Below are 26,132 nucleotides of genomic sequence, written 5' to 3'. Positions count from 1 at the left end.
TCAGCGTGCTCACGGAAGACAGCCGGGCAGCCGCCGAACGCCCCGCCCCCGGGCGGCCGTTGGGCCCGCGCCTGCGGCCGGCGCTGCTGGCACCGGCCCGCGGGCTGGCGCTCTGGGCGCTCGACACCGCCGGACCGGTGCTGCTGGCGGCGACCCTGATCGCGGCGCAGGCCACCTACCTGCTCGGCATCCCCTACGCACACGTCACCGTCGTCGAACGCGGCCGCGCGCTGACCAACCTGACCCGGCGGCTGGCCGGCAGCTGGTCGGCGGTGCCCATCCCCGTGCCCTACCACCCGCGACCGGCCCGGCCGCGGCCGGATGCGGACGGGCTGCACCGCTACCACCACACGCTCTATCGCTCGGCCCGCATCCCCCACCACAAGCTGCTGGTGCGCTGGATCGTCACCGACGACGCGACCTGGCGGGACCTGATGTGGCTGCTGCTGGCCCCGTTGAGCTGCGGCCTGTCGGCGGCGCTGCCGGCGCTGCTGGTCGGCGCGGGCGCGGCCGTCGCGGCGGCGGGCGCGGGCGTGCTGCCGCTCGGGGTGCGCGCCGCCTCGTCATCGGGTGCCGGGGCGGCGGGCATGTGGCCGGTGCCCGGCGGCGTGCTGCTGGCCGCGGCCGGCTTCGCCGGCGGACCGGCGCTGCTGCGCTGCCACGCCCGGGCCGCGCGGCTGCTGCTCGGCCCGTGCCGGTACTCCCGGTCCGGGGCGGCCGTACGCGCGGTGATGCGCTCGGGGGTGGCGCTGCACCGGCTGACGGTGCTGATCGGGGTCGCGCTGGCGGAGCTGGTGGTGGGCGCGCTCCTCGCCGTGGCGTTCGTCGTGCTGCATGCGCTGGGCCGGTCCGCGCTGTGGTGGGAGCTGGTGGCGTCACCGGCCCGCCGGCTCGTCGAGTTCAGCCGCCAACTGGTCCACGACCGCACCGGCGTCCGCCTCCCCGCGCCCTACCTCCCCGAGCCGCCGCCCCCACCGCGGCGCGCCGACGGCCTCTACCGCTCCGGGCAGCGCCTCTATCCGAGCCGGCGCCGGGCCGCCCGGCGCGAACGCGCGCACTGGACCAGGAACGACGTGGCGACCTGGCGCGACCTGCTGTGGCTGGCCGCCGATCCGCCGCTGGTGGCGCTGCTGGTGCTGCCGCTGACGCTGCCCGCGCTCATCGGCGTCTTCGCCCTGTTGTGGCCCTGGCTGTGGTGGCCGATCGCGGGCCCTTTCGTCACCTACGACCCCGCGGCGCCCTGGTACGCCCTGCTGGCGCTGCTGCCCGGCGACTGGTCCGCGCTCCATCACCCGGCCTTCGGCGTGGTCGCCGCGCTGCCGCTGATCGCCGTCAGCGGCGTGCTCGCCGCACCGCTGCTGCGCCTGCACACCCGCTGGGCCCGCCTGCTGCTCGCGCCGACCGGCGGCCGGCTGCTGGCCCGGCGGGTGGCGGAGCTCACCGAGACCCGGACGCTCGCCACCCACGCCCAGGCGGCCGAACTCCGCCGCATCGAGCGTGATCTGCACGACGGTTCGCAGGCCCGACTGCTGGCCATCGGACTGAAGTTGAACACCGTCAAGCGCCTCGTCGACTCCGACCCCGAGGCCGCCAAGCGGACGGTCTCGGAAGTCCAGGAGGCGGCCGTCCAGGCGCTGGCGGAACTGCGCGACCTGGTGCGCGGTATCCATCCCCCGGTGCTGGCGGAGCGCGGACTGGGCGACGCGGTCCGCGCCCTGGCCATGGACAGCCCCCTGAACGTCACCGTCCACCTGGAGCTCTCCGACCCGATCGAGCAGCCGGTGGAGACCGCCGTCTACCTGGCGGTCTCGGAGCTGCTCAGCAACGCCACCAAGCACGCGAGCGCGACCCGGGTGCAGATCGCCCTGGCCGGCCGGGACGGTGCGCTGACCGTCACGGTCACCGACGACGGGCGGGGCGGCGCGGCCCCCGGCCCCGGCAGCGGCCTCAGCGGCATCGCCCGCCGCCTCACCCCGTTCGACGGAACCCTCTCCGTCAACAGCCCGCTCGGCGGGCCGACCGTCGTGACCCTCAACGTGCCGTTGGCGGGGGACGGTTCGGCCGCGTAGCGGGGCCGCTTTCCGTCGTGCCCACTCTCGTAGCGCTTCGTTTCGTTCGTTTCGCTTCTCGCAGGGGCAGGTGGGCGTGGGCCCCGGTCAGGGGTGGGTCTACCTGGACCCCACCTCGGGGTCTGCCCGGATTCCTCGCGTCCGGCTCCGCTCCTATCGTCGAGACGTCGGTCGAAACGTCGGTCGAAAGGTCCGACGAGGGTTCGTCCGGACCTGCGCCCGGAGCCGGGTCCGGACGCCGCACGGGAAGCGCACACGGGAGAGCATCGAGATGAGTCAGGGTCACCAGCCGCACCACGGTGCCGCGTCGTACCAGGAGCCGTCCGGCCAGGAGCCGTCCGGTTCCACGCCGCAGGGGGACGCGCGGTTCACGGAGGAGGAGCGGCAGCGGATCGCCGCCGCCCGCCGCGGACTGCTGACGTCCCTCTTCTTCGGCCTGGCCCTGCCGCTCGGCCTGTACTACGGGCTGCGTGCGTACGGGCTCTCCCCGCTGAACTCCCTGCTGCTCGGCTGCGTGCCGCCGTTCCTGACGAGCCTCGTCACGCTCGTCAAGGAGCGCCGGCCCGAACCGGTCGCCCTGTTCACCCTGAGCCTGCTGCTCATCGGCGGGCTGACCTCCCTGATCACCGGCAGCCCGCGCTGGCTCCTCGCCAAGAGCGGTGTGCTCACCATGGTGCTCGGCATCGCGCTGCTGGTCACCACGCACAAACGCCCCGCGATCTTCCAGGGCCTGATCAGCCTCCAGACGTCGGCCGATTCGACCGCGCGGTGGGAGGCGCTCTGGCAGGACCATGCGGAGATCCGCCACCTCATGCGCGTCACCAACGTGATCTGGGGCGCCGGCTTCCTCCTCGACGGGCTCCTCCGCATGGTCCTCGCCTACCGGCTCGACATCGACGCGGTGCCCACCGCCACCACGGTGATGTTCGTGGTGAGCATCGTGCTGTTCCAACTCGTCAGCAAGCGCTACGGCCGGCTCTACCTGCGCCGGCGCGGGCTACGGCTCAACCACACCACGCTGGAACGGAGTTAGGGCGCTTCCGGTGGACTCCCGGCGCCTGGCACGCCCTGGCACCCGCCCCGGGACGATCCCGCATCAGACCTCGCGGTCGCGGTCGCGGTTGAGGTACGCCAGCACCGCCAGCACCCGGCGGTTGTCGTCGTCGGAGGGGGCCAGCCCCAGCTTGTTGAAGACCCGCGTGGTGTGCTTGCTGACCGCGCCCTCGCTGACGAAGAGCCGCGCCGCGATGGCCGCGTTGGACCTGCCCTCGGCCATCAGCCCGAGCACCTCGGCCTCCCGGGCCGTCAGCGTGCTCAGCGACGTCGTGCCGGCGTTGCTGGTCAGCAACTTGCTGATCACTTCCGGGTCCAGGGCGGTCCCGCCGGCGGCGACCCGGCGCACCGCCTCGATGAACTGGGTCTCGTTGAGCACCCGGTCCTTGAGCAGATAGCCGACCCCGCCCGCCGCGTCCGACAGCAACTCCCGCGCGTACAACTGCTCCACGTGCTGGGAGAGGACGAGCACCGGCAGCCCGCGGTTCGCACGCCGCGCGGACAGCGCGATGCGCAGCCCCTCGTCGGTGTACGACGGCGGCAGCCGCACATCCACCACGACGATGTCGGGAACGTGCTGCCGCAGCGCGTCCTCCAACTCCGGGCCGCTGCCCACCGACGCGACGATCTCGCACCCGTGGGCGCTGAGGAGATTGCTGATCCCGTCCCTCAGCAGGAAGAGGTCCTCCGCGAGGACGACTCGCATGTGCGGCTCCCAGGGCAGGACGTGATCGGCGGGCGCGCCGGCGACCGGCAGTCTATCCACCGGCCCACCGTCACCCCGGCCACACCACCCCTGCCCGACCCGCACGGCAGTCCGTCCCTACGGCCCCGCGTCAGCCACTCCCGCGAACTGAACCTTCCCGCCGCCAACTCCTCCGCAAGGGACGGCGCTTCGACCGACACCGCGCCCATCGAGCCGTTTCATGCCCGCCCACATAGCCTTGTATATGCCATATTGCGTAGTAATCCCGGGCGAAAGGCACATCATGAAGATCGCAGTCATCGGCGGTACCGGACTGATCGGTTCGCAGGTCGTCAAGAACCTGAACGCCGCCGGACACCAGGCCGTACCGCACTCGAAGTCCAGCGGAGTCGACATCATCGGCGGCCAGGGACTGGACGAGGCAGTGGCGGGAGCCGACGCCGTCGTCAACCTGACCAATTCCCCGACCTTCGACGAAGCCTCGCTCGCCTTCTTCCGGACCTCGATGGACAACCTCCTGGCCGCGGCCCGGAAGGGCGGCGTCGGCCACCTCGTCATCCTCTCGATCGTCGGCACGGACCGGGTGCCGGAGCTGGACTACTACCGTGCCAAGGCGCTCCAGGAGAAGATCCTCGCGGCCGGGCCGATCCCCTACTCGATCGTGCGGGCCACGCAGTTCATGGACTTCATGGACGCAGTCCTGTCCTGGACCGCCGACGCCGACACCGTCCGGCTGCCCGCCACGCCCATCCAGCCCATCGCTTCCAAGGACGTGGCCGACGCGGTGGCGGAGGTCACCGCCGGGGCTCCGCTGAACGGCATCCGCAACATCGCAGGACCCGAGGTCTTCACCCTGGACGAGCTGGGCCGGATCACCCTGTCCCACAAGGGCGACAGCCGTACCGTCGTCACCGACCCCACCGCCGGCATGTTCGCCGCCGTCAAGGGCGACGTCCTCACCGACAAGAACGCCCATCTCGCCCCCACCCACTACGCCGACTGGCTCTCCTGACATCCCCGCCTCCTGCGTGCCCATGGAGCAGTCGAGAGCGGTAGACGATCGAGGGAGGTAGCTGAGCGTGGATGTCTGTGAGGCGGTCACGAGCCGACGGGCGGTGCGAGGGTTCACCGACCGGCCCGTCCCGCGACGGGTGTTGGAGCGGGTGCTGTCGGCTGCGGCCTGGGCGCCGTCCGGATCGAACCTCCAGCCGTGGCGCTCCTACGTCGTGACCGGTGGGCCGCTGGCCGAGCTCAAGAAGCGCGCCGGCGAGCGGGTGGCCGCATGCGACCCCTGGGACGAGCAATTCTTCGTGTCGGAAACGGCGTTGTTGCTCGATCTCGTGGCGGGTCTGTGCGGCGAGGAGTTCTTCGCCGGGGCGGTAGCCGGAGGCGAGGTACGTCCAGGAGGAGTCGGTGACGAGCGTGGTGTTGTCGCCGGTGGCAGGAAGGCCGGCGCGGGCGCGGGCCGCTTCGGTTTGGGTGAGGCGCCATGCACGGCGTACGTCGCGGAGTGCGCCGCGGGTGGTGGAGTAGGCCCGGGACTTGCTGGAGAAGTGGCCGCGGAAGCCGAGCGTGTGAGCCCACTTCCAGAGCTTGAGGTCCGCGAACTCCGGGAGGTGACCGAGTGCCCAGGCGGTGCGGATCATCTGCCGTACGTGCTGCTGGACGGGCAGAGAGGTGAGGGGTTCGGCCTGCCCGGTGCCTTCGCAGTCGGTGCACAGGTCACGGAAGCGGTCGGGGCCGCGTACGTAGCCGCGTCCGGAGCAGGGGCGGCACATCAGCGTGCGGTCGAAGGTGCCGGCACCTTCGGCGTTCTTGGTGGCGTACTTGGCGATGCACCCGGCGACCTTGGCATCGGTGAGTTCGCCGTCGGCCAGGGCGGCGATGGGGTCCACCTTGAAGCGCTTGCCCCAGGCGATGTCGCGTTCGCCGACGGCATCGGACTCGACGGTGAGTCGGGCGCGCTCGACCGCCAGGCCTGCGGGAAGTGCTCCCCGCCTGATTCAGCGGATCGCCTCATCCATCAGGACGTACAGCAGACCGACGAGCGCCCCGCTACTGACGATCTCCCGACGGTCGATCATGCCGCGGACGTCGGCGAGCGGGATCCACTCGATCCGGTCGGATTCGTTCTTCTCCGTCGGGGTCCCGACGTAAGTCGCGCTGTCAGCGCGGAAGACGTGGTGCTGCGAGTCCGTGATCCCGTTCGCAGGCTCCGCGTAGATCAGCGGCTTCATCGGCCCCGGGCGCCAGCCCGTCTCCTCCAGGACCTCACGAGACGCGGCCTGCTCCGGCGTCTCGTCCTCCTCTATGAGACCCATGGGCAACTCCCACGCCCACGCGTCGGTGATGAAGCGGTGGCGCCACATCATCAAGATCTCGCGGCGGTCGTTGACCACAGCGGCCACGGCCAGGTGACGGAGCCGGACGACGTGGTGTTCCCACCGGCGTCCGTCGGGCTGCTGGACGTCCACCAGGCACAGGTTCACCCAAGGATTCGTGTAGATCTGCCGCTCGCCATGGGTCTTCCACTGCATGAACGCCGCCTCTCTCGCCAGGTGGCGTCCAGCATCTCAGACACGGCTCGGGCACCCTGTGGCGAAGGCGTGCGCACGTCCGGTGGACAAGTCCAGTTGAAGGCATGAGGCGGCCGACCTTTGGGCTTGTTGCGAAAGCGGATCTGGATGCGAGGCTGAGGCGCTGACCGGTGGTGCAAAGCCGCCGGCAGGTCACGACGGGTTCAGTCACTCGATGGGTGAAATATGGATGCAGGCGGGTGAATGCCGCTATCTGTGGCGTTACTTCACGGGCATGCAATACCCCAGGGGTGGACATGTGCCTCCCTGTCCGCAATCCCTGGAGGGGGCCGATCATGCGACGCGTAACGATCGCATTCGCCAGCATGGCCATGGCCGGGACGATGGCTCTATCCCTGCCCGGCTCGCGACGGCAGTTCAGGGCACCTTGTACATCAACGGCCAGCGGTACAACAACCCGCGCGGCTGCTACAACTCGCAACGCCTTCCAATGAGCGTCAAAAACCAGACCACTTACCGTGTTCTGATCTACGGCCGTGCGAACTGCCAGGGCAGCAGCATCGCCACGCTCGAACCAGGCCGGGAAGCCACCTACGAGTTCGGTGAGAGCGTCTTCGCCTACTGACCCGATCACCTTGCGCTGGCAATGGTGGGCAGGCGCCGAGGTCCAGGGGCCATGGACTTGGGTCAGTCAGCTACGCCTTGGGTTTGTCAGAAAAGCGCTTACCAGGGCACCGGTCTCTGCCGTGGTCATCGTGACGGCAACGCTGACGGCAACGACGGCACACATGAGCTGACACCAGCGGTCAGTCGAACACGGGACGGTTGGTCAGGCAGCGTCACTGCACAAGTCTGCCCAAAGGTACTTCTCAAACATGCCTGAGATCCGGCGCGACGAGCCGCTGTCCGCGGCGATCACCGCGTGGATCCCTCGCACGGCGGGGCACGTTCCAGGCGTCGGCCAGCGCGATCGGGGTCACCCCGGGTTGACGAACACCCCGATACCGGATCTTGTTGTGGGGGACGAGCCGTGCGGAAAAGAGCGAGGTACATCGGGGATGAACGGGAAGTCGAAGCACGGCCTTCGTGTGGCGATAGCGGCAGGCACCGCCGGACTGCTGCTCACCGGTTGCGGCGGCGGTCAGGCGGGGGCCACCACCCCGGAGGGCTGGGGCACCCTGGACACCAAGCGGCTCTCTGTCGGCCACCCCAAGGGCTTCACGAAAGTCACCGTCCGCAAGGGCAACCCGTACGAGGTGGCCCGGGCGACGCTCACCGAGGGGAGCGTCGTGGTCGCCTCCATGAGTGTCGAGTTCGACTTCGGTACCGGTTTGAACACCCCCGACATGGCGGCCACCGGAGCCGAGGCCCGGATCCAGTTCGGCGCCACCCCGGTGAAGACCACGGAGATCAAGGTGGCCGGGCCCAACGGCCCTGAAGAGGCCAGGAAGATCGCCTACACCTTCGCCTCGAAGGGCAGAGAGGGCACGCCCCCCAAGGGCACCAGGCTGGAGGGCGTGATGCTGACCGGTTTGGACGCCGAGCAGCGCCCCTACCTGATCACGGTGAACTCCACGCCGGGCTCGCTGTCCGAGCGGGATGTCTCGAACATCGTTGGCAGCATTGCGCTGAAGAAGACGAACTAGGCGGGGCATGTCGACGTCGACGGTCGACTGCAAGTGCGTCCTCGCCTTCCGCGCCCGGGAAGGCGAGACCGTCGCAGCGACGAACTACGTGACGGCGGTGGTCCGTTGACCGCGGACTCGGGGCCCGTTCCTACGGCACCCGCGCCGTCCATTCCTCGTTGCTGTACCGAGTGACGGCGAGCTCCTCGGCGCGGGCCATCTCCTCGGCGGTGACGTGGCCCTGGGTGAGGCCGTAGCGGGTGCGGAAGGAGGTGATCATGCGGTCGATGACCTCGGCGCGGGGGAGGCCCGTCTGGCGGCGAAGCGGGTCGACGCGCTTCTTGGCGCTCTTGGTGCCCTTGTCCGACAGCTTCTCCTTGCCGATGCGCAGCACGTCGACCATCTTGTCGGCGTCGATGTCGTAGGACATCGTCACGTGGTGCAGTACGGCGCCGTCGCCGCTGGCGAGACGCTTCTGTGCGGCACCGGCGATCTTTCCTTCGGTGGAGGCGATGTCGTTCAGCGGTTGGTACCAGGCTTGGATTCCCATGTCGCCGAGGGCGTTGAGCACCCAGTCGTCGAGGTACGCGTAGGACTCGGCGAAGGACAGCCCGGAGACCAGCGAGGCCGGGACCGAGAGGGAATACGTGATGGTGTTGTCGGCCTCGACGAACATGGCCCCGCCGCCGGAGATCCGCCGGACGACAGTGACTCCGTGGCGAGCGGCGCCCGCAGGGTCCACCTCGTTCCGGAGCGACTGGAAGCTGCCGATGATGACGGCTGGGGAATCCCATTCCCAGACCCGAAGGGTCGGCGGGCGGCGCCCCGCGGCGACCTCCTCGGTGATGACCTGGTCGAGAGCCATGTGCAGGGCGGGCGACTGGGGCTGCTCGTGGATGAGTTGCCAGTCGTAGTCGGTCCAGTCCGTGGCCTGAGTCAGGGCCCGCCGTACCGCGACCGCGACTCCCTCGGCCGTGATGCCGTACATCGTGGTGCCTGCGGGGAGCGCCGAGTCGATGCGGGAGGCGAGCCCGGCCGCGGGGGTGTCGGCGGGGGCGCCTTCGAGCGCGTGATTGATGGCGGCGAGGGCCTCGTCCGGTTCCAGGAAGAAGTCGCCGGCCACCTGGACGTCGCGCAGCACGCCATCCCGGCTGTCCAGGTCCACTACTACGAGCTTTCCGCCAGGAATCTTGTACTCGCCGTGCATGCGGCTTCGCCTCCATCGTCGTGATCGATTCCACGATAACGCGCTACGGGATATGCCCTTTTCGCTCCCCTGGCGTTGTGGGAAGGGAGCGCGATCTGCGGAGGGGATCGGCGGCGCCGACCCCCGTGACGCGGTCACCGGCATTCCCGGCAAAAAGGGCCGGATGCGCTGCCTCGTCCGTCAGCCCAGCGCCGCCAGCAGCCGCGGCAGCGCCGTCCCGATCGGCTCCCGCACCACCTCGGCGGCCAACGGGTCATAGGGCGTCGGGTCGGCGTTGACGATCACCAGGCGCGCACCGTGCTCCACCGCCACCCCGACGAGCGAGGCGGCCGGCTGCACCTGGAGCGTGGTGCCGACCGCGAAGAACAGCTCAGCGGCCTTCGCCACCCCCACCGCCTCGCCCAACACCCGCGGATCCAGCCGCTCCCCGAACATCACCGTCGCCGACTTCAGAATCCCGCCGCACACCAGGCACGCCGGATCGGGATCGCCGGCCTTCACCCGCTCCAGCGCCTCCGTCATCGACGACCGGGCGTGGCACCGGGTGCAGCTCACCTCCCGCGCGGTGCCGTGCAGTTCCAGCACCTTGCGGGCCGGCATCCCGGCGAGCTGGTGCAGACCGTCCACGTTCTGGGTGATCACCCGCACCGGCGTCCCGGACCGCGCCAACTGGGCCACCGCCTCATGCGCCGCGTTCGGCCGGGCCCGGAACGCCGGGCTCTCCTGCCGCATCCGCCACGACCGCCGCCGGATCTCCGGATCCGCCATGTACGTGTCGTAGGTGACCAGCTTCTCGGCCTCCGGATCGCGCCGCCACAGCCCGTTGGGGCCGCGGTAGTCGGGAATCCCGGAGTCGGTGGAGATCCCGGCACCGCTCAGGATCGCCACCAGGGGGCGGCGCGCGGGCCGTCCGTCGGCACTGCTCGGGGCGTCGGCACTGCTCATGGGGCGAGCGTACGGAACGGGGCGGGGGAGGGCGACCGGGTTGTCCGTGCGAGTGGGCACGGGCGGGCCGCCCCTGGGTGGAGAGGTACGACGCCCCGCCATACGGGGAGGCTACGGACGATCGGTACGCCGCGCCCGCCCACGCCGCGACGGAACGCCCCACGACCCCGAGGAGCCCCGTGTTCACCACCCGCCCCACCCTCCAAGGCACCTTCGGCATGGCCGCCACCACCCACTGGCTGGCCTCCCAGTCCGCGATGGCCGTCCTGGAGGACGGCGGCAACGCCTTCGACGCCGCCGTCGCCGCCGGATTCGTGCTGCACGTCGTCGAACCGCACCTGAACGGGCCGGCCGGCGAGGTGCCGATCATCCTGGCCCCGGCGGACGGGCCGGTGCGGGTGCTGTGCGGCCAGGGCCCGGCCCCGGCCGGCGCGACCGTCGCCCACTACACCTCCCTCGGCCTGGGCCTGGTGCCCGGCACCGGACCGCTCGCCGCCGCCGTCCCCGGCGCCTTCGACGCCTGGATGCTGCTGCTGCGCGACCACGGCACCAAGTCCCTTGCCGACGTGCTCCGTTACGCCATCGGCTACGCCGAGCACGGGCACCCCGCCGTCGAACGGATCGGGGAGACGGTGGAGACCGTCCGCGAACTCTTCACCACCGAGTGGACCTCCTCCGCCGAGCTCTACCTCCGCGGCGGCCGCGCCGTCCGCCCCGGCGAACTCCTCACCAACCCGCCGCTGGCCGCCACCTGGCGCCGCCTCGTCACCGAGGCCGAGGCCGCCGCCACCGACCGCGAGGCGCAGATCGACGCCGCCCGCCGCATCTGGCGCGAGGGCTTCATCGGCGAGGCGCTCGCCGCCACCGCCGCCCGCCCCGCCATGGACACTCCCCCTGCCTTCGGCGGGGGGACCCCCACCGGCGAACGCCACGCCGGCACCCTCACCGGCGACGACCTCGCCGCCTTCACCGCCACCTACGAGGAACCGGTGACCTACGACTGGCACGGCTGGACGGTCGCCAAGGCCGGCGGCTGGACCCAGGGCCCGGCCCTCCTCCAGCAACTCGCCCTCCTCCCCGAGGAGTTGCCCGCCCACGGCAGCCCCGACTACGTCCACCTGCTCATCGAGGGCTGCAAACTGGCGATGGCCGACCGCGAGGCCTGGTACGGCGACGCGGCCGACGTCCCGCTCTCCACCCTCCTCGGCGACGCCTACAACACCGCCCGCCGCGCCCTCGTCGGCGACCGCGCCTCCGCCGAGCTGCGGCCCGGCAGCCCCGACGGCCGCACCCCGCGCCTGAGCAAGCACGCCCGCGCGGTGGCCACCGGCACCGGCGGGCCCGACCCGCTGGGCGCCTTGGCGAGCGGCGCCGGCGAACCGACCGTGGCCCGCAGCGAACCGGCCGCCGCCCCCGAGGTCGACCGCGACGGCACCACTCGCGGCGACACCTGCCACATCGACATCGTCGACCGCTGGGGCAACCTCGTCTCCGCCACCCCCTCCGGCGGCTGGCTCCAGTCCAACCCGGTCGTCCCCGGCCTCGGCTTCCCGCTCGGCACCCGCCTCCAGATGACCTGGCTCGAAGAGGGCCTGCCCAACTCCCTCACCCCCGGACGCCGCCCCCGCACCACCCTCACCCCTTCCCTCGCCCTGCGCGACGGCGTCCCCGTCATGGCGTTCGGCACCCCCGGCGGCGACCAGCAGGACCAGTGGCAGCTGCACTTCTTCCTGGCCGTCGCACTGCGCCCGCAGGTCCGCGGCGGACTCGACCTCCAGGGCGCCATCGACGCCCCCAACTGGCACAACGACTCCTTCCCCAGCTCCTTCTTCCCGCGCACCATGCGGCCCGGCAGCGTCACCGTGGAATCCCGGATCGGCGAGCGGGTCATCGACGGGCTGCGCCGGCGCGGCCACGACGTGACGGTCGGCGGCGCCTGGTCGGAGGGGCGGCTGAGCGCGGTCGCCCGCGACCCCCGGACCGGGGTGCTGTCGGCCGCCGCGAACCCGCGCGGCATGCAGGGGTACGCGGTCGGACGCTGAGCGGCGGTGGTCCGTATCCGTCGGCACCGGTTCGTGCTGGTCCGCGACGGGCGGCAGTGGTCCGCGTCGCAGCGGTTGGTACGCGGTCGGTGCGCGGTCGGTCCGCGCTGGCCGGGGCGGTCCTCGGCCAGCGGCCGCCGGACCGGATCTCATGTGCCCCATCCTCTGCCCTTACTGGGTCTGACCTGCGGTGATGTCGCCGAGTGAGGGTGCGGCCGCGCTCCGGCGGGCCGCGGCCGCACCCTCCCGTAGTCCTGGCGGAACCTGGAGTTCACCCTCCATCCGTCCGGAGTGTCAGTGGCACGTGGTTCGATGGGACACATGATCGAAGCACTGCGGACCCACAACACGGGAGACACCACGGACACCACGGCCCTCACCGACGCCGCCGACCTCAGCACCACCCTCGCCCAGCCGCCCGCGCCCGCCGCGCCGTCCACCCCGGATCTCTCCGGACTGGACCTGGCCGCCGTCGAGGCCGCCGTCCGGCAGGCCGCGGCCGACGAGATCATGCCCCGCTTCCGGCAGCTCGCCGCCGAGGACGTCGTCGAGAAGAACGGCCCGCACGACCTCGTCACCACCGCCGACCGGCGCGCCGAGGACCACCTCACGGCCGCCCTCACCGCCCTGCTGCCCGGCTCCCGCGTCGTCGGCGAGGAAGCCGTGCACGCCGACCCCACCGTCCTCGACGCGCTGCACGGCGACGCCCTCGTCTGGATCGTCGACCCGGTCGACGGCACCCGCCAGTTCGTCCACGGCGACCCCGGTTTCGCCACCCTGGTCGCTCTCGCCTACCGCGGCGAGGTCCTCGCCTCCTGGACGTACGCGCCCGCCCTCGGCCAGATGGCCGTCGCGCGCCGCGGCGCCGGCGCCCATCTCAACGGCGAGCGGCTCACCGCCGGCCACCCCGCGCCCGGCGCCGCCCTCGAAGTCGCCACCTCCCACCCCGACTTCACCACCGACGACCAAAAGCGCGTCCTGGCCGCCCTCCAGGCTCCCGGCGTCGCGCCCCGCCCCTGCGGCTCGGCGGGCCTGGAATACCTCCACATAGCCCAGGGCCGGCTCGACGCCACCGCCTTCAGCTGGGAGAACTGCTGGGACCACGCCGCCGGACTCCTCCTCGTCCACGAGGCGGGCGGCGCCAGCGGCACGGTCGCCGGCGAACCCTTCCGCATCGAGGGAGGCAACGCGCTGCCCTTCACCGCGGCGCGGGATGCCGCAACGGCGCGGCGTATCCTCGGACTGCTGGGGCGCTTCTGACGGATCTCCGCGGAGGTAAGGAGCGGCGTCTGGCGGCCGCCAACTGACCCTCACCGACGAGGGTCGGACACGAGGGGAGTGGCGCAGGTGCCGACGATGCTCGACGCCGTGGTGATCGGATCGGGTCCCAACGGCCTGACGGCGGCGGTCGAACTCGCCCGCCGCGGTATGTCCGTGGAGGTCTTCGAGGCCCGCGACGGCATCGGCGGCGGCGCCCGCACCGAGGAACTCACCCTCCCCGGCTTCCGCCACGACCCCTGCTCCGCGGTGCATCCGCTCGGCGTCGGCTCACCGGCCTTCCGCGCCATGCCCCTGGAACGGCACGGCCTGCACTGGCTCCACCCCGACCTCCCGATGGCGCACCCCTTCCCCGACGGCACCGCCGCCGTCCTGGCGCACTCCGTCGGCGAGACCGCGATGTCCTTCGGACCGCGCGACGCCGGCACCTACCGCCGGCTCATCTCCCCGTTCACCGGCAAGTGGGACACCATGGCCCACGACTTCCTCCGCACCCAGTGGCTCGGCCTGCCCCAGGACCCGGTGACCTACGCCCGCTTCGGCCTGGTCGCCATGCAGCCCGTCACCCTCCTCAACCGCCGCTTCCAGGACGAGAAGGCCCGCGCCCTGCTGGCCGGCCTCGCCGCCCACGCCATCGCCCCGCTCCGCGGCCTCGGCACCAGCGGCCTGGCCCTGATGTTCGCCCTCGCCGCGCACGCCAACGGCTGGCCGGTGCCCCGCGGCGGCTCCCAGGCCATCTCCGACGCCCTGGCCGGCCTCCTGCGCGCCCATGGCGGCGCCCTGCACACCGGCTTCGAGGTCAAGCGCCTGGACGACCTCCCGCCCGCCCGCGCCTACGTCTTCGACACCTCCCCGACCGCCCTCGCCCGCATCGCCGGCCTGGGCAACGCCTACCGGGACGTCATCTACGGCCCCAGCGTCTTCAAGATCGACTACGCGCTCTCCGGCCCCGCGCCCTGGACCGCCGAGGAAGCCCGCCGCGCCGGCACCGTCCACATCGGCCCCACCAGCGGCGAGATCTCCGCCGCCCTGGACGCCGCCGTCGAAGGCCGCGACCCCTCCGTCCCCTTCCTCATCACCGCCCAGCCCAGCCTCATCGACCCCACCCGAGCCCCCGAGGGCCGCCACACCTTCTGGGCCTACGGCCACGTCCCCAACGGCTGGGAGGGCGACGCCACCGAGGTCGTCGAGCGCCAGATCGAGCGCTTCGCCCCCGGCTTCCGCGACCTGATCCTCGCCCGCGCCGTCGCCGGCCCCCCGCAGCTCGCCGCCCGCAACGCCAACTACGTCGGCGGCGACACCGCCACCGGCTCCGCCGCCGGCCTCCGCCTCCTCATCCGCCCCAAACTCACCCGCGTCCCCTACGAGACCGCCCACCCCGCGGTCTTCCTCTGCTCCCAGGCGACCCCACCCGGCCCCGGCGTCCACGGCATGTCCGGCCACCACGCCGCCAGGGCGGTCTGGCGCCGCCTCCGCGGCAGCGGCCGATAGGTCGGGTAGGGGCGGGCCCAAGCGGTCCGGGGCGCGAGTCAACTCCCACCCGCTGTCCGGGAGTTCGCGCCCTCGGTCCGGGATCTCCCGCTCACTGTCCGGCAACTCCCGCCCAATGTCCGGGAACTCCCGTCCGCCGACGGACAGGAGTATCCCGACGACAGCCCCTCGGGCCCCTCCGGCGGATCAGGGGCGGGAACACCCCGCCACGCCTCTCCAGCCCCTACGCTCGCCCCATGAGCGCCACCCTCACCCTCGTCCAGGGCGACATCACCGAGCAGACCGTCGACGCCGTCGTCAACGCCGCCAACTCCTCCCTCCTCGGCGGCGGAGGCGTCGACGGCGCGATCCACCGCCGCGGCGGCCCCGACATCCTCGCCGAGTGTCGCGCCCTGCGCGCCGGCCACTACGGCCGCGGCCTGCCCACCGGCCAAGCTGTCGCCACCACCGCCGGCCGCCTCCCGGCCCGCTGGGTGCTCCACACCGTCGGCCCTGTCCACTCCGCCTCCCAGGACCGCAGCGCCCTGCTCGCCTCCTGCTACCGGGAGTCGCTGCGCCTCGCGGACGAGCTCGGCGCGCGGACGGTGGCCTTCCCGGCCATCTCCGCAGGCGTCTACGGCTGGCCGATCGAGGACGCCGCCCGGATCGCCGTCGAGACCGTCCGCACCACCCCCACGGCCGTCGAAGAGGTGCGGTTCGTCCTCTTCGACGAGCAGGCGTACGCGGCGTTCGCCGCACAGGTCCGCTGACACCGACCGACGCACAGAACGGCACGAGGCGCTGACAGGAGGCCGCGACAGACATCCGCGCTGATGGGTCAAGGTTGATGTCGGATTTCCGCCAGCCGGATCGGTCCGGCTGAGCAATCCTGGAGGACATGCACACCGACACCGAGCGCTGTCTGCGCGCCGTGCAGTCCAAGGACGCCCGCTTCGACGGCTGGTTCTACACCGCCGTCCGCACCACCGGCATCTACTGCCGGCCCAGCTGCCCGGTCGTGCCCCCCAAGCCCGAGAACATGACCTTCTACCCCAGCGCGGCCGCCGCCCAGCAAGCCGGCTTCCGGGCCTGCAAACGCTGCCGTCCCGACGCCAGCCCCGGCTCCCCCCAATGGGACGAGCGGGCCGACCTGGTCGCCCGCGCCATGCGACTGATCGCCGACGGGGTCGTCGACCGCGAGGGCGTCCCCGGACTGGCCGCCCGGCTCGGCTACAGCCCCCGCCAGATCGAACGCCAACTCCTCGCCGAACTCGGCGCCGGCCCCCTCGCCCTGGCCCGCGCCCAGCGCGCCCAGACCGCCCGGCTCCTGATCGAGACCACCGCACTGCCCATGGCCGAGATCGCCTTCGCCGCCGGATTCACCAGCATCCGCACCTTCAACGAGACCGTCCGCGAGGTCTTCGCGCTCTCCCCGACCGCACTCCGCACCCGCACCGGCCCCGGGTCCCACACCGCCACCCCCGGCACCCTCGCCCTACGGCTCCCCTTCCGCCAGCCGCTCAACCCCGACAACCTCTTCGGGCACCTCGCCGCCACCGCCGTCCCCGGCGTCGAGGAATGGCGGGACGGCGCCTACCGCCGCACCCTCAACCTCCCCTACGGCCACGGCATCGTCGCCCTCACCCCCCGCCCCGACCACATCGACTGCCGCCTCTCCCTCACCGACCTCCGCGACCTCGCCGGTGCCATCGCCCGCTGCCGCCGGATGCTCGATCTCGACGCCGACCCCGAGGCCGTGGACGGACTGCTGCGCACCGACCCCCAGCTCGCGCCGCTGGTCGACAAGGCTCCCGGCCGCCGGGTACCGCGCACCGCCGACGCCGACGAGTTCGCGGTCCGCGCGGTCCTCGGCCAGCAGGTCTCCACCGCCGCCGCCCGCACCCACGCCGGGCGCCTGGTCCTCGCCCACGGCGAACCCGTCGACGACCCCGCCGGCGGCCTCACCCACCTCTTCCCGACCGCCACCGCCCTCGCCGCACTCGACCCGGAAACCCTCGCCATGCCGCGCACCCGGCGCGCCACCCTCACCGGCGTCATCGCCGCGCTCGCCGGCGGCACGCTCCAACTCGGCGTCGGCAGCGACCGGGACGAGGCCCGCGCCCGACTCGCCGAACTCCCCGGCGTCGGCCCCTGGACCGTCGAATGCATCGCCATGCGCGCCCTCGGCGACCCCGACGCCTTCACCCCCACCGACCTCGGCCTCCGCCGCGCCGCCGCAGGCCTCGGCATGCCGGCCACCCCGGCGGCCCTTATCCGCCACTCCGCCCGCTGGCGCCCCTGGCGCGCCTACGCCGTCCAGTACCTCTGGGCCACCGACGACCACCCGATCAACTACCTCCCGACGAATTGAGCCCCACCATGACCACACCCACCACCGACACCAGGGCCCCTGCCGGCCCCCTCACCTACACCGTCCTCGACGACACCCCCGTGGGCCCGCTCACCCTCGTCGCCGACGGCAACGCCCTCAGCGGCCTCTACATGACCGACCAGCGCCACCGCCCGCCCCAGGAGACCTTCGGCACCCCGGCCGACCCCACCGAACCGCCCTTCGCCCAGGTCATCGCCCAGCTCCACGCCTACTTCCGGGGCGAGCTGACCACCTTCGACCTGCCGCTCGCCCTGCACGGCACCCCCTTCCAACGCCGCGTCTGGGCCGCCCTGTGCACCATCCCGTACGGCCGGACGCTCTCCTACGGGCAACTCGCCGAACGCCTTGGCAACCCGGCCGCCTCCCGCGCCGTCGGCCTCGCCAACGGCCGCAACCCGATCGGCATCATCGTCCCCTGTCACCGCGTCGTCGGCGCCAACGGCAGCCTCACCGGCTACGGCGGCGGCCTCGACCGCAAGCGCCGCCTCCTCGCCTTCGAAAGCACCACCGACGGCCTCTTCCCACCGGAGGCGTTCGCCTGAGCCGGCGGTGTGCGCGTGAGCTGCGGGGCCTGGGGCCTGGGGCCGGAGCGCGGGAGGCCAGGGCCCTGAGCCCGCCCCCGGCTGCCGTCCGTCCGACACCTCACCCGCCGTGGGACGCGCCAGACACCTTCTACGTGTCCGGTCCGTTTCTACGTGTCCGACGTGTCCGACGGCATGAGCCCGCCCAGCAGTGCCCGCACCGTCTCCGCCGCGAACTCCTCCTCGTCCGCCGGTCGCAGCGCGCCGGCCGGCGCCTCCCCGTCGAAGAACAGGTCGAGGAATGCCCGGTGGAAGCAGGCCCCGATGAGCAGGTTGGCCGCCGCGTGCGGATCCGCCGACGCCGAGATCCGCCCCAGGCCCTGCTCCGCCTCCAGGTACGCCGCGAGCTGCCGGCTCGCGTTGTGCGGTCCGACGGTGCCCAGTTCGTCGAGCTTGCGCCGGTGCGTGGCCAGCAGTTCCGGGCTTGCGAACAGCGATGCCGCGATCGGGAACGACCGCCGGTAGAACCGCACGGCGGCCAGTGCCACCTCCCCGAGGTGCGTTGCCGGGCCCCGTGCGTCACCGGCCTTCTCGGGCAGTTCGGTCAAAGCGTCCGAGAACTGCGGCACCCGCTCGTGCAGCACCCCCACAAAGATCTCTTCCTTGCTCCGGAAGTGCTTGTACAGAGCCGCCTCGGAACACCCCGCCGCCTTGGCGATCTGCTTGGTCGTCGTGTGCGCCAGGCCCACGCTCGTCATCAGCGTGGCAGCGGCGTCCAGGATGCGGGAGCGCGTCAGAGCCCCTCCGGACAGCGGGGCGGCGGCGTCATGGCTCATGGAACGACCCTACATTGACAGGTGAGTGAACACTCACCCACACTGGCGAGTAAGTGTTCACTCACCTCCTCGGGGGTGGTGACGTGACAAGGACAGTTCACCGGAGGAGTCATGAGAATCACGGTCGTCGGAGCCTCGGGCGGCATCGGCCGGCAGCTCGTCAGCCAGGCACTGGCCGACGGGCACGAGGTGACCGCCGCACTCCGCAGCCCGGAGAAGCTGACCCAGCGCCACCCCCGCCTGACGGTCGTCCGCGCCGACGCACTCGACGCGGCTTCCATCGCCCCCGCCGTCGAGGGCGCCGACGCGGTCCTCTCCGGCATCGGTTCGGCCGGCCGCCGTGATCCGCTGCGCCCCGCCTCCACCTCGGCCCGCGCGGTGACCGAGGCCATGACGGCAACCGGCGTGCGCCGCCTCCTGGTGGTCAGCGCCGGTCCGCTCAACCGCACCGGTGCCGGGCAGCCGTTCCTCAGCCACCGGGTCTTCGCCCCGCTGCTCTGGGCGATCCTCAAGGAGGTCTACACCGATCTGGAACGCATGGAGGCCGTGCTCCGCGCAACCGACCTCGACTGGACCTCCGTCCGTCCGCCCCGCCTGCTCGACAAGCCCGGCACCGGCCACTACCGCCACGCCGTCGAAGCCGGCCCCGCGGGCAGCTCCATCCCGCGCGCCGACGTGGCCCGCGCCATGCTCGACCTCATCCCCGACCCCACCACCCACGCCCACGCCGTAGGCGTCAGCAGCTGACCCCACCCGCCACGAGCGACTGGACGCTCGCGGTCAGCGGCTGGCGCTGTGGCTCCCGGGTGGCCCGAGTCGTCACCCGTCCGCGGTGACCACCTCCCGCACCTCGGCCACCAGCTGTTCCGACAGGGTGAGGGAGTGACGCAACTGACCTTCGGTGCGGCCGAGTTCGCCGAGGAGCGACGTGGCATGGAGGGCGAAGTCCGGCGGGGTGCCGGGGAGAGCAGCGACGGTTGCCAGGGCGCCCTTTTCGTTGAGGCACCAGACGCGGTGGTGGGCGTGCAGGGCCTGGACGAGCGCACCCACGGCGCGGGAGAGACACAGGGCGGCGTGCAGGACATCCGTGGCCGCGCACGACTTGGCCGCCATCGCCACCGAGAACCCCGCGTCCCAGACGGCTGCGCCGGTCAGTGCCTTGCGCAGGGGCTCCGGGTAGCTCTGAGTCTCCTCCTTCAGACGGCTCAACTCCCCGGAGCCGTCGGCCAGGATGCGGCCCAGGGCCACTTCGCCCGGATAGGCGGGGGACCAGAAACCCAGCGGATGCCCGGCCTGTATGCCGATTTCGAAGCGGCCGGCGCGGCAGTCCTCCCACACCTGCCGCACCCGGTCGACGTCCCGGAAGATCCAGTCGACATGGCCGCCGTCGGGCAGGACCAGCCATGCCCCGCCGTTCACCCAGGGCCCCCAGGCGCCCGGCGGGTATATCTCGACAGGGCCGCCGGTCACCTCCGCCGCCAGCGCCTCCAGCGCGGGCAGATCCGGTGTGCCTCGGTAGTAGACCCCCAGATCCCAGTCGGAATCGGGGCGGTTGGTTCCTCGTGCGCGGCTGCCCCCGAGCATGACCCCGGCGACCCCCGGCACCCGCGCGATGCGTGCCGCGATCTCTTTCATGCAAAGGAGACTAGGGCGCGGGCGGCGGGAGGGAATCAACCCACGGTTCTCATACTCCGGGTCTACACGGCCTACGAGTTCTCCGGGGACGGGGACGGGGACGGGGACGGGGAGGGACGGGCCGGGCCCGTGGGGCGAGCGGCGTCAGCTTCAGGGAGGGGCGCCGGCGGACGACCGAGCGGCGCCATCGCCACCGCCGACCGTCGCCGCCCCACTCACCGCAACCGGGTCAACTCCCGCCAACTCCCGCCAGCCCCAGCCGAACCAGCCGTCCCGATCAGCCCAGTTGGCCGGTCGGGGCGGGCCGCCCGGCCGGCGCGTGGCCGTCCTCCAACTCCACCGGGCCCTGGCCGCGGTCCAGGGCGTCCAGGGCGCCGCGGATCCGCAGTCGCAGGTCCTCGGCGAGCAGCTTCTCGGCCTCGTCCCAGTGGACGAGGCGCCAGGACAGCAGCTCCTGCTCCTGGAGGCGGATCGCCGCGAACTGTTCCGGGGCCAGCACGCCGCCGTCGAAGAGGTAGGACACGAGCGGTGGCCGCGCCGCGGCGCGCACCCAGTCGATCGCGAGCAACCGGCCCAGCTCGACGTCCAGGCCGATCTCCTCGACGGTCTCCCGATGGGCGGCCTCGCGCGGCGTTTCGCCGTCGTCCGACTCGATCGTGCCGCCGGGCAGGACCCAGGTGTCGCGGTAGTTGGGTTCCACCAGCAGCAGCCGGCCTTCCACGTCGCGGAAGATGACCCCCGCACCGGCGAGGACGCGGGGCAGGCTGGCGATGTAGGTGGCGTAGTCGTCATCCATGGTCGTCACGCCGCGAGCCTAGGCGGTGGCCGGGTGGGAGGAAAGCACTGGTCAGAGGTCGGGGGAGAGGGAGGGGAAAGGAGGAGAAAGGGCGGAGGGGAGGGACGGGAGGGGACAGGGAAGGACGTGCCGCGACGAGGCGGAACGGGCGGAGGGAGGGGCGGGACGGCACCGACGGATGATCCTCTTCCACCCTGTTCGCGGGCGCGCCCGGCGGATAGGGTCGCAGCGGCGCGACGTCCGTTCGAAGGCAAGGGGAAACACGGTGGCGGACGCAGCAAGGACGAACGCAGCACAGGGAGGGGCGCGCACCGCGCGCACCGGGCGCACCGCGCATGTGCTGATCGCCGCGGACAAGTTCAAGGGTTCGCTCACGGCCGCGGAGGTCGCCGAGCACGTCACGGCCGGTCTGCGGCGCGTGGTCCCCGGGCTGGACGTGGCGGCGGTCCCGGTCGCGGACGGCGGCGACGGGACGACGGCGGCTGCGCTCGCGGCCGGTTTCAGCCGGCACGAGGCGCGGGTCACCGGCCCGATCGGCACGCCGGTGACGGCCACCTTCGCGCTGCGCGGGGACGGTACGGCGGTGGTGGAGATGGCCGAGGCGTCCGGCCTCCAGCACCTCCCGAAGGGCGTCTTCGCGCCCCTCACGGCCAGCACGTACGGCACGGGCGAGCTGCTGCGGGCGGCGCTGGACGCGGGGGCCACCTCGATCGTCTTCGGGGTCGGCGGCAGCGCCACGACGGACGGTGGCGCGGGCATGCTGGCGGCGCTGGGCGCGCGGTTCCTGGACGCCGGCGGGGCGCCGGTCGGGCCGGGCGGCGGGGGACTGCGGGAGCTGGCCACGGCCGACCTGTCGGGGCTCGATCCGCGGCTGGCCGGTACGGAGATCGTGCTCGCCAGCGATGTCGACAATCCGCTGACCGGTCCCACGGGCGCGCCGGCGGTCTACGGTCCGCAGAAGGGCGCGAGCGAGGAGGACGTCGCCGTCCTGGACGCCGCGATGGCGCACTACGTCGAGGTGTTGGAGCGTGCCGTCGGTCGCAGGGCGGCGGAGCACGCGGTGGCGCCGGGGGCGGGGGCCGCGGGCGGGATCGGCTTCGGCGCGCTGGTCGGGCTGGGGGCCGCGTTCCGGCCGGGCATCGACGTGATGCTGGAGGTGCTGGGCTTCGCGCCGGCGCTGGCCCGGGCCACGTTCGTGATCACCGGTGAGGGGTCGCTGGACGCCCAGACCCTGCACGGCAAGGCGCCGGCCGGGGTCGCCGCGGCGGCGCGGGCGGCGGGGGTGGAGGTGGCCGCGGTCTGCGGGCGGCTGCAGCTGCCGCCGGAGGCGTTGGCCGCGGCCGGTATCCGGCGGGCGTACGCGCTGACGGACCTGGAGTCCGACCCGGCCCGCTGTATGGCCGAGGCGGGGCCGCTGCTGGAGCGGGCGGCGGAGCGGCTGGCGCGGGACTTCCTGGTCTGACGGGACGTGGCGGCCACAGATGCCGTGGCCGGGCGCGGTCCTGCACATACGAGAGGCCCCGAGCGGATGGTTCCGCTCGGGGCCTCTCGGCGTTCTTCAGGGGGCGCCGCCCCGGGCCCGTCAGGGCTGGTGCGCGGCGCCCGATTCGGCGCGCGACTCGCGGCGGTTGTCACGGAAGGTGTTGACCCTCCGGGCCGTCGCGAAGACCGGGATCATGGCGCCCAGGACGATCTGCAGGGAGCAGCCGGTCTGGAGCAGCAGCTGGCCACCGGGGGCGTCCAGGGCCCAGGCGGCGAGCATGCCCATGCTGAGCACGATCCAGCTGAGCATCGCCACCGCGAGCCGGCCCTGCGGCTTGGGGTACTCGACCCGGCTGACCATCAGCCAGGCCACCCCGATGATCGCCAGCAGCGTCGGCAGGAACGGCAGCTCCAGCAGGACGATGGCGACGACGGTCAGGGCGCCGAAGGGGCTCGGCATGCCCTGGAAGATGCCGTCGCGGATCGTGACGCAGGAGAAGCGGGCGAGTCGCAGCACGACCGCCAGCAGCACGACCACCGCCGCGACCACCGACACCCGCTGGTGCGCGTCCTGGGCGACCATGCCCCAGGTCACGACGAAGTAGGCGGGTGCCAGCCCGAAGCTGATCAGGTCGGAGAGGTTGTCGAGCTCCGCCCCCATCGCCGAGGCCCGCAGCTTGCGCGCCACCAGCCCGTCGAAGAGGTCGAAGACCGACGCCAGGAGCATCAGGATCACGGCCATCGCCGCGCTGTGCCGCGCCATCCCGCCGTCCTCGGTCCCCGTCAGGTGCGGGATGAGGACGCCGGTGGTGGTGAAGTACACGGCCATGAAGCCGCAGATGGCGTTGCCGAGCGTGAGGGTGTCGGCTATTGACAGCCGCGTCGACAGCGGCATGTCATCGACGTCCTCCTCGTTCTCCGGCGCCCAGCTCGCCTGTGTCTCGGGATCAATCGCGGTCAAGGCGAGTCACCCCCGCGGTAGTGGCCTGGCCGACCTCGACCGCCGGCTCGACGCCCTCCGGGAGGTAGACGTCCACCCGCGAACCGAAGCGGATCAGACCGATGCGCTCGCCCTGCTCGACCTTGGTGCCCTGGGGCACGTACGGCACGATGCGTCGGGCGACCGCACCTGCGATCTGCACCATCTCGATGTCGCCCAGCTCGGTGTCGAAGTGCCAGACGACCCGCTCGTTGTTCTCGCTCTCCTTGTTGAACGCCGGGACGAACCCGCCGGGGATGTGCTCCACGGACGTCACCGTGCCGGCCAGCGGCGCACGGTTGACGTGGACGTTCAACGGGCTCATGAAGATCGCGACACGGGTGCGCCCGTCCTTCCACGGCATGATGCTCTGCACCACGCCGTCGGCAGGAGAGATGACGCGCCCCGACGCGATCTCGCGCTCCGGGTCCCGGAAGAACCACAGCATGCCCGCCGCGAGTGCGGTGGTGGGCACGGCGACGGCGGCCCAGCGTCCCGACCGGCGGGAGCGGGCCAGGCTGACCGCCGCCGTTGCCACGGTCGGGAGGAGCCACGGCGACGCTCCGCGCGCGAGGCGGACGCGACCGCGATGTGCAGAGGATTGGCTGTGGGGCATGAATGACCTTCGTAGCGGAGGATGCCGCGTATGGATACGGGGGACGGCGGCTTTCCTGGGATGCTATCGGTTGCGAGCGGCAACTGGCCAAGAGCCAGAGCCAATCCGTGGCCGAAGAACGATGACACGGTGTGATCTTTATCTAGCGAGAAACAACCCAAAGGGGACGTTCACCCCTGGATCCGGTACTCCTCAAGTAGCCGGCGACCAATGATCATTTTCTGGATCTCGGCCGTGCCCTCGCCGATCAGCAGCATCGGGGCCTCCCGGTAGAGGCGCTCGATCTCGTACTCCTTGGAGAAGCCGTAGCCGCCGTGGATGCGGAAGGCGTCCTCGACCACCTCCTTGCAGTACTCGGAGGCCAGGTACTTCGCCATGCCCGCTTCAAGGTCGTTTCGCTGCCCGGAGTCCTTTTTGCGTGCCGCATTAACCATCATGGCATGGGCGGCCTCCACCTTTGTCGCCATTTCGGCCAGCTTGAACTGGATCGCCTGGTGCTGGGCGATCGGCTTGCCGAACGTCTGGCGCTGCTGCGCGTACGACACGCCCAGCTCGAAGGCGCGCTGGGCGACCCCGCAGCCCCGCGCCGCCACGTTGACCCGGCCCACCTCGACGCCGTCCATCATGTGATAGAAGCCACGCCCGGTCTCGCCGCCGAGGACCCGATCCGCCGGGACGCGCAGCCCGTCCATGATCAGCTCGGTGGTGTCGACGCCCTTGTAGCCCATCTTCTCGATCTTGCCGGGGATGGTCAGGCCCGGGCGGACCTCGCCGAAGCCGGCCTCCTTCTCCACGAGGAAGGTGGTCATCGACTTGTGCGGAGCGGTGCCCTCCGGGTGGCCCTCGTCCGTCCGGCACAGCACCGCCACGAGCGTGGACGAGCCGCCGTTGGTGAGCCACATCTTCTGGCCGTTGAGGACGTATTCTCCCCCGTTCTCGGCTCCGCTCGAACGGGAGGTGCCCCCACCGTCCCAAACGCCCTTGGAGGAGATGGCCGAGACGTCCGAGCCCAGTGCCGGCTCCGACATCGAGAAGGCGCCCCGGATTTCACCGGCCGCCATCTTCGGCAGGAAGTAGTCCTTCTGCTCCTGCGTGCCGTGCTGCTTGAGCATGTACGCCACGATGAAATGGGTGTTGATGATGCCCGAGACGCTCATCCAGCCGCGGGCGATCTCCTCGACCGTCAGCGCGTACGTGAGCAACGACTCGCCGAGCCCGCCGTACTCCTCCGGAATCATCAGCCCGAACACGCCGAGTTCCTTCAGGCCCTCGACGATCTGCGTGGGGTATTCGTCACGGTGTTCCAGCTCCGTGGCGACCGGGATGATCTCCTTGTCCACGAATTCCCGGACGGTGGAGAGAATTTCCCGCTGGATGTCGGTCAGACCCTCGGTCTGTGCCAGGCGCGCCATGCGGTCACTTCTCCTTACGGGCCGCGGGGGCCAGAGGCTCGGGGCGGCCGGGCTGCTCGCCGCCGCGCTCCTTGATGTACGTGGCCGTGGGGACCATCACCTTGCGCCGGAAGACGCAGACCAGCGTGCCGTCCTGCTTGTGGCCCCTGGTCTCGACGTACACGATGCCGCGGTCGGACTTGGACTTCGACGGCGTCTTGTCGAGCACCGTCGTCTCGCCGTAAATGGTGTCGCCGTGGAACGTCGGCGCCACGTGCTTGAGCGACTCGACCTCCAGATTGGCGATGGCCTTTCCGGAGACGTCCGGCACCGACATGCCCAGCAGCAGCGAGTAGATGTAATTGCCGACGACGACGTTCTTCCCGAAGTCGGTGGTCTGCTCCGCGTAGTTGCTGTCCATGTGCAGCGGATGGTGGTTCATGGTCAGCAGGCAGAACAGGTGGTCGTCGTATTCGGTCACCGTCTTCCCCGGCCAGTGCTTGTACAGGTCGCCGACGGTGAACTCTTCGTAGGTGCGGCCGAATTGCATCG

General features: G+C 71.8%; 24 protein-coding genes and 2 pseudogenes. 14 read left to right on the top strand and 12 right to left on the bottom strand.

Annotated features, from left to right (window positions below):
* Positions 1 to 5 precede the first annotated feature (5 nt).
* Together ACIQE0_RS32015 and ACIQE0_RS32010 are read left to right on the top strand one after the other, a co-directional pair.
* A complete protein-coding gene (locus tag ACIQE0_RS32015; RefSeq protein WP_402338740.1) occupies positions 6 to 2,069 on the top strand; it encodes a sensor histidine kinase in 2,064 nt (687 codons plus the stop codon).
* Between the two features lie 271 nt (positions 2,070 to 2,340).
* Positions 2,341 to 3,102, top strand: coding sequence for a VC0807 family protein (locus ACIQE0_RS32010; RefSeq protein ID WP_402338739.1), 762 nt, complete (start codon positions 2,341 to 2,343; stop codon positions 3,100 to 3,102).
* 63 nt (positions 3,103 to 3,165) lie between these two features.
* On the opposite strand, the gene ACIQE0_RS32005 is transcribed toward ACIQE0_RS32010, so the two are convergent.
* Positions 3,166 to 3,828: a LuxR C-terminal-related transcriptional regulator gene (locus ACIQE0_RS32005; protein ID WP_384103382.1), complete on the bottom strand. Its 663-nt coding sequence runs from the start codon at positions 3,826 to 3,828 to the stop codon at positions 3,166 to 3,168.
* A 283-nt stretch (positions 3,829 to 4,111) separates the two neighbouring features.
* On the opposite strand from ACIQE0_RS32005, the gene ACIQE0_RS32000 reads away from it, so the two are divergent.
* Together ACIQE0_RS32000 and ACIQE0_RS31995 are read left to right on the top strand one after the other, a co-directional pair.
* Positions 4,112 to 4,840, top strand: coding sequence for an SDR family oxidoreductase (locus tag ACIQE0_RS32000; RefSeq protein WP_402338738.1), 729 nt, complete (start codon positions 4,112 to 4,114; stop codon positions 4,838 to 4,840).
* A gap of 67 nt (positions 4,841 to 4,907) precedes the next feature.
* Positions 4,908 to 5,130: pseudogene (locus ACIQE0_RS31995) on the top strand (nitroreductase family protein); the annotation flags it as partial.
* 14 nt (positions 5,131 to 5,144) lie between these two features.
* Here the strand turns inward: ACIQE0_RS31995 and ACIQE0_RS31990 are convergent.
* Positions 5,145 to 5,804 (bottom strand): annotated as a pseudogene (locus ACIQE0_RS31990) (replication initiator); the annotation flags it as partial.
* A gap of 27 nt (positions 5,805 to 5,831) precedes the next feature.
* Positions 5,832 to 6,365: an NUDIX hydrolase gene (locus ACIQE0_RS31985; protein WP_366333080.1), complete on the bottom strand. Its 534-nt coding sequence runs from the start codon at positions 6,363 to 6,365 to the stop codon at positions 5,832 to 5,834.
* A 214-nt stretch (positions 6,366 to 6,579) separates the two neighbouring features.
* On the opposite strand from ACIQE0_RS31985, the gene ACIQE0_RS31980 reads away from it, so the two are divergent.
* Both ACIQE0_RS31980 and ACIQE0_RS31975 read left to right on the top strand, forming a co-directional pair.
* Positions 6,580 to 6,990 carry a hypothetical protein gene (locus ACIQE0_RS31980; protein WP_402338737.1) on the top strand — a complete coding sequence of 137 codons (411 nt, stop codon included), beginning with the start codon at positions 6,580 to 6,582 and terminating at the stop codon, positions 6,988 to 6,990.
* A 433-nt stretch (positions 6,991 to 7,423) separates the two neighbouring features.
* A complete protein-coding gene (locus ACIQE0_RS31975; protein ID WP_402338736.1) occupies positions 7,424 to 8,011 on the top strand; it encodes a hypothetical protein in 588 nt (195 codons plus the stop codon).
* Positions 8,012 to 8,141: 130 nt separating this feature from the next.
* Here ACIQE0_RS31975 and ACIQE0_RS31970 read toward each other — a convergent pair whose 3' ends face one another.
* Positions 8,142 to 9,197 (bottom strand): biotin/lipoate A/B protein ligase family protein, encoded by a 1,056-nt coding sequence (locus tag ACIQE0_RS31970; RefSeq protein ID WP_402338735.1) that lies wholly within the window; start codon positions 9,195 to 9,197, stop codon positions 8,142 to 8,144.
* Between the two features lie 180 nt (positions 9,198 to 9,377).
* Complete coding sequence (locus tag ACIQE0_RS31965) at positions 9,378 to 10,142, bottom strand: Sir2 family NAD-dependent protein deacetylase (protein WP_366333088.1); 765 nt, start codon at positions 10,140 to 10,142, stop codon at positions 9,378 to 9,380.
* A gap of 179 nt (positions 10,143 to 10,321) precedes the next feature.
* Here ACIQE0_RS31965 and ACIQE0_RS31960 point away from each other — a divergent pair, with 179 nt between their 5' ends.
* The 6 genes from ACIQE0_RS31960 to ACIQE0_RS31935 all read left to right on the top strand — a co-directional run bounded on the left by ACIQE0_RS31960 (position 10,322) and on the right by ACIQE0_RS31935 (position 17,866).
* On the top strand, positions 10,322 to 12,184 hold the full coding sequence (locus ACIQE0_RS31960; RefSeq protein WP_402338734.1) for a gamma-glutamyltransferase family protein: 1,863 nt from the start codon (positions 10,322 to 10,324) through the stop codon (positions 12,182 to 12,184).
* Positions 12,185 to 12,505: 321 nt separating this feature from the next.
* On the top strand, positions 12,506 to 13,444 hold the full coding sequence (locus ACIQE0_RS31955) for an inositol monophosphatase family protein (RefSeq protein ID WP_402338733.1): 939 nt from the start codon (positions 12,506 to 12,508) through the stop codon (positions 13,442 to 13,444).
* 87 nt (positions 13,445 to 13,531) lie between these two features.
* On the top strand, positions 13,532 to 14,953 hold the full coding sequence (locus ACIQE0_RS31950) for an NAD(P)/FAD-dependent oxidoreductase (RefSeq protein WP_366333094.1): 1,422 nt from the start codon (positions 13,532 to 13,534) through the stop codon (positions 14,951 to 14,953).
* A gap of 236 nt (positions 14,954 to 15,189) precedes the next feature.
* Positions 15,190 to 15,702 carry an O-acetyl-ADP-ribose deacetylase gene (locus tag ACIQE0_RS31945; protein WP_402338732.1) on the top strand — a complete coding sequence of 171 codons (513 nt, stop codon included), beginning with the start codon at positions 15,190 to 15,192 and terminating at the stop codon, positions 15,700 to 15,702.
* A gap of 128 nt (positions 15,703 to 15,830) precedes the next feature.
* The gene (locus ACIQE0_RS31940) at positions 15,831 to 17,303 is read left to right on the top strand and encodes an AlkA N-terminal domain-containing protein (RefSeq protein WP_402338731.1); all 1,473 of its coding nucleotides are present in this window, start codon (positions 15,831 to 15,833) and stop codon (positions 17,301 to 17,303) included.
* An 8-nt stretch (positions 17,304 to 17,311) separates the two neighbouring features.
* Positions 17,312 to 17,866 (top strand): methylated-DNA--[protein]-cysteine S-methyltransferase, encoded by a 555-nt coding sequence (locus ACIQE0_RS31935; RefSeq protein WP_402338730.1) that lies wholly within the window; start codon positions 17,312 to 17,314, stop codon positions 17,864 to 17,866.
* Between the two features lie 149 nt (positions 17,867 to 18,015).
* On the opposite strand, the gene ACIQE0_RS31930 is transcribed toward ACIQE0_RS31935, so the two are convergent.
* Positions 18,016 to 18,681 (bottom strand): TetR/AcrR family transcriptional regulator, encoded by a 666-nt coding sequence (locus ACIQE0_RS31930; protein WP_402338729.1) that lies wholly within the window; start codon positions 18,679 to 18,681, stop codon positions 18,016 to 18,018.
* 111 nt (positions 18,682 to 18,792) lie between these two features.
* On the opposite strand from ACIQE0_RS31930, the gene ACIQE0_RS31925 reads away from it, so the two are divergent.
* Positions 18,793 to 19,428 carry an NAD(P)-dependent oxidoreductase gene (locus tag ACIQE0_RS31925; protein WP_402338728.1) on the top strand — a complete coding sequence of 212 codons (636 nt, stop codon included), beginning with the start codon at positions 18,793 to 18,795 and terminating at the stop codon, positions 19,426 to 19,428.
* A gap of 72 nt (positions 19,429 to 19,500) precedes the next feature.
* On the opposite strand, the gene ACIQE0_RS31920 is transcribed toward ACIQE0_RS31925, so the two are convergent.
* Both ACIQE0_RS31920 and ACIQE0_RS31915 read right to left on the bottom strand, forming a co-directional pair.
* Positions 19,501 to 20,316, bottom strand: a complete 816-nt coding sequence (locus ACIQE0_RS31920) for a nucleotidyltransferase domain-containing protein (RefSeq protein WP_402338727.1) — start codon at positions 20,314 to 20,316, stop codon at positions 19,501 to 19,503.
* A gap of 277 nt (positions 20,317 to 20,593) precedes the next feature.
* Entirely contained in the window at positions 20,594 to 21,112 is a 519-nt protein-coding gene (locus ACIQE0_RS31915) for an NUDIX hydrolase (RefSeq protein ID WP_366333229.1), read from the bottom strand.
* Between the two features lie 337 nt (positions 21,113 to 21,449).
* Here ACIQE0_RS31915 and ACIQE0_RS31910 point away from each other — a divergent pair, with 337 nt between their 5' ends.
* A complete protein-coding gene (locus ACIQE0_RS31910) occupies positions 21,450 to 22,574 on the top strand; it encodes a glycerate kinase (RefSeq protein ID WP_402338766.1) in 1,125 nt (374 codons plus the stop codon).
* Positions 22,575 to 22,694: 120 nt separating this feature from the next.
* On the opposite strand, the gene pssA is transcribed toward ACIQE0_RS31910, so the two are convergent.
* The 4 genes from pssA to ACIQE0_RS31890 all read right to left on the bottom strand — a co-directional run bounded on the left by pssA (position 22,695) and on the right by ACIQE0_RS31890 (position 26,130).
* The gene (gene pssA / locus ACIQE0_RS31905) at positions 22,695 to 23,555 is read right to left on the bottom strand and encodes a CDP-diacylglycerol--serine O-phosphatidyltransferase (RefSeq protein ID WP_366333108.1); all 861 of its coding nucleotides are present in this window, start codon (positions 23,553 to 23,555) and stop codon (positions 22,695 to 22,697) included.
* Entirely contained in the window at positions 23,542 to 24,189 is a 648-nt protein-coding gene (locus tag ACIQE0_RS31900; protein ID WP_366333110.1) for a phosphatidylserine decarboxylase, read from the bottom strand. The genes pssA and ACIQE0_RS31900 overlap by 14 nt, the downstream gene beginning before the upstream one ends.
* A 170-nt stretch (positions 24,190 to 24,359) precedes the next feature.
* Positions 24,360 to 25,601 carry an acyl-CoA dehydrogenase family protein gene (locus ACIQE0_RS31895; RefSeq protein ID WP_366333112.1) on the bottom strand — a complete coding sequence of 414 codons (1,242 nt, stop codon included), beginning with the start codon at positions 25,599 to 25,601 and terminating at the stop codon, positions 24,360 to 24,362.
* 4 nt (positions 25,602 to 25,605) lie between these two features.
* Positions 25,606 to 26,130 carry a MaoC family dehydratase gene (locus ACIQE0_RS31890; protein ID WP_402338765.1) on the bottom strand — a complete coding sequence of 175 codons (525 nt, stop codon included), beginning with the start codon at positions 26,128 to 26,130 and terminating at the stop codon, positions 25,606 to 25,608.
* Positions 26,131 to 26,132: the final 2 nt, after the last annotated feature.

The sequence above is a fragment of the Streptomyces sp. NPDC093097 genome (assembly GCF_044754325.1).
Classification (GTDB): domain Bacteria; phylum Actinomycetota; class Actinomycetes; order Streptomycetales; family Streptomycetaceae; genus Streptomyces.
The sequence above is the reverse complement of the archived record's forward strand: the minus strand, read 5'-3'. Positions and strand labels throughout refer to the sequence as shown.

Coding starts and splice junctions, on each gene's coding strand:
- ACIQE0_RS32010 (WP_402338739.1), top strand. CDS start 2,341: ATGAGTCAGGGTCACCAGCCGCACCACGGTGCCGCGTCGTACCAGGAG.
- ACIQE0_RS32005 (WP_384103382.1), bottom strand. CDS start 3,828: ATGCGAGTCGTCCTCGCGGAGGACCTCTTCCTGCTGAGGGACGGGATC.
- ACIQE0_RS32000 (WP_402338738.1), top strand. CDS start 4,112: ATGAAGATCGCAGTCATCGGCGGTACCGGACTGATCGGTTCGCAGGTC.
- ACIQE0_RS31985 (WP_366333080.1), bottom strand. CDS start 6,365: ATGCAGTGGAAGACCCATGGCGAGCGGCAGATCTACACGAATCCTTGG.
- ACIQE0_RS31980 (WP_402338737.1), top strand. CDS start 6,580: ATGGGTGAAATATGGATGCAGGCGGGTGAATGCCGCTATCTGTGGCGT.
- ACIQE0_RS31975 (WP_402338736.1), top strand. CDS start 7,424: ATGAACGGGAAGTCGAAGCACGGCCTTCGTGTGGCGATAGCGGCAGGC.
- ACIQE0_RS31970 (WP_402338735.1), bottom strand. CDS start 9,197: ATGCACGGCGAGTACAAGATTCCTGGCGGAAAGCTCGTAGTAGTGGAC.
- ACIQE0_RS31965 (WP_366333088.1), bottom strand. CDS start 10,142: ATGAGCAGTGCCGACGCCCCGAGCAGTGCCGACGGACGGCCCGCGCGC.
- ACIQE0_RS31955 (WP_402338733.1), top strand. CDS start 12,506: ATGATCGAAGCACTGCGGACCCACAACACGGGAGACACCACGGACACC.
- ACIQE0_RS31945 (WP_402338732.1), top strand. CDS start 15,190: ATGAGCGCCACCCTCACCCTCGTCCAGGGCGACATCACCGAGCAGACC.
- ACIQE0_RS31940 (WP_402338731.1), top strand. CDS start 15,831: ATGCACACCGACACCGAGCGCTGTCTGCGCGCCGTGCAGTCCAAGGAC.
- ACIQE0_RS31935 (WP_402338730.1), top strand. CDS start 17,312: ATGACCACACCCACCACCGACACCAGGGCCCCTGCCGGCCCCCTCACC.
- ACIQE0_RS31930 (WP_402338729.1), bottom strand. CDS start 18,681: ATGAGCCATGACGCCGCCGCCCCGCTGTCCGGAGGGGCTCTGACGCGC.
- ACIQE0_RS31925 (WP_402338728.1), top strand. CDS start 18,793: ATGAGAATCACGGTCGTCGGAGCCTCGGGCGGCATCGGCCGGCAGCTC.
- ACIQE0_RS31920 (WP_402338727.1), bottom strand. CDS start 20,316: ATGAAAGAGATCGCGGCACGCATCGCGCGGGTGCCGGGGGTCGCCGGG.
- ACIQE0_RS31915 (WP_366333229.1), bottom strand. CDS start 21,112: ATGGATGACGACTACGCCACCTACATCGCCAGCCTGCCCCGCGTCCTC.
- ACIQE0_RS31900 (WP_366333110.1), bottom strand. CDS start 24,189: ATGCCCCACAGCCAATCCTCTGCACATCGCGGTCGCGTCCGCCTCGCG.
- ACIQE0_RS31895 (WP_366333112.1), bottom strand. CDS start 25,601: ATGGCGCGCCTGGCACAGACCGAGGGTCTGACCGACATCCAGCGGGAA.
- ACIQE0_RS31890 (WP_402338765.1), bottom strand. CDS start 26,130: ATGCAATTCGGCCGCACCTACGAAGAGTTCACCGTCGGCGACCTGTAC.